Origin of the sequence: Occallatibacter sp. (assembly GCF_049802275.1) — a bacterium.
Classification (GTDB): Bacteria; Acidobacteriota; Terriglobia; order Terriglobales; family Acidobacteriaceae; genus Telmatobacter.
Genome location: NZ_JBARMD010000028.1, coordinates 1 through 1,704, shown reverse-complemented (window position 1 = coordinate 1,704; position 1,704 = coordinate 1). Strand labels below are relative to the sequence as shown.

Sequence of the window (1,704 nt, the reverse complement as noted above, 5' to 3'; positions counted from 1 at the left end):
CTCTACGCACCTGTCATCTTTCTTTATTCTGCGCATGAGTCCTTCCGACAGAGGTTCCGCGCGGGTTTCGATGAGTTGGATCAATTTGAAGGCGAACATAAAGTTCCTCCTGACGGCAATGTATTCCGAGGGGCAGGCTGCATGTATCGCCAGCCCGCACCTTCAAGCTCTGATAGCAGCGTGCGCTTCTCAGCTGGGAAGCGTTTCCGGAGCTAATGGCCATCGTTCAGCGCCGGGCTCAACCACCTCAAAGCGGACGATGCGCTTACCTGCAACATCCTCAAAAATCGGCCAAGTTTCGAGTGGGCAGGGCCACTCGAACCGCGTTCGCCACTGCGGCCAAATCAATAATTTCCTGCAGGATGGCTCCCTCCAGCGGAGGCAGGTAGCCCAGAGCGGCGGCGATCATACCCACGACGCTGGCAGCCATTCCTCCCACGGCGCTCTGCAGCGCGATGGAGCGCATCCTGTGACTGACATGAATCAATTCATCTACCTTGCCCAGCGAAGCAGTCAGAATTACTGCATCAGCGGCCTCGGAAGTAATGTCGCTGTTAGCCCCAAAGGCAACACCTACAGTCGCCGTCATGAGTGCCGGAGCATCATTAATGCCATCCCCGATGAACAGGGTTCGAGCTCTCTTGGTCTCCGATTCAACAATCGCAACCTTCTGTTCCGGGGTCTGTCCGGCATACACTTCAGTGATTCCGACCTCTTGTGCCAGATAGCGGACTTCCGATTCTCGGTCTCCGGAGACCAAGAGAACGCGGTTCACCTGATGCTTCGGGTTTAGATGGTGGACAAAGGGCTTGGTGTCCTGACGAGGTGCATCGTGGAAACGGAATGCTCCGGCATACTGATCGTCTACAAAGACAATGCACTCCAGTCCGGAAGCAAGGGGAGGCAGTGAGGACAGCACTTTGGCGTCTACCTTGCCGCGCCCCGTGATGCGCACGCTTCTGCCGGCAACCATACCAAGAAGGCCGTCTCCCGGTTTTTCCTGCATCTGGCTGACCTCCAATAAAGCCAGTTTCGCGTCGTGGGCTGCCCGTACCACTGCGCCTGCCAGTGGGTGTTTGGAAAACTGTTCGAGACTGGCGGCCGCTTGTAAGACTTGGTCTTTGGTAAAACCGAGTCCGCACAACACGCCGGTCATCTGAGGCTGGCCGTAGGTCAGAGTTCCTGTCTTGTCGAAAATGAGCGTGCGACAGGTCGTGATCTGCTCCAAGGCCGCGGGATTCTTGATGATGATGCTGTGCCTCGCAGAAAGCGAGATCGCGCCAATCACCGCCACTGGGATCGCCAGAATAAGAGGACATGGAGTGGCGATGACGACCACAGCCAGAAAACGAGTGGAGTCGCCGGTAAGCAGCCATGTCAGTCCGGCCACACCCATGGCCAAGGGCGTATACCACGCCCCAATTCGGTCTCCAATGCGGCGAAGCTGTGGGCGTTTGTCCTGACTCTGCTCCATCACTTGCATGATTTTGGCGTAACGCGAATCGACCGCCAGTTTCTCGGCTTCGATGGTCAGGGCCATGTCGCCGTTGATCGCTCCAGACAGAACCTTCGAACCCGGAGTCTTTGAGATCTCGAATGGCTCACCCGTCAGATACGACTCGTCCATTACGCCGTGCCCCTCGACGACAGCACCGTCGACCGGACAGATCTCGTGAGGCAACACAACGACGTGATCCCCTATCT

At 57.0% G+C, this 1,704-nt stretch carries 1 protein-coding gene; it reads right to left on the bottom strand.

The features are described from left to right. Positions 1–280: 280 nt before the first annotated feature. A partial coding sequence (locus WA354_RS00815; protein WP_472811107.1) for a heavy metal translocating P-type ATPase occupies positions 281–1,704 on the bottom strand: 1,424 nt, incomplete at its 5' end.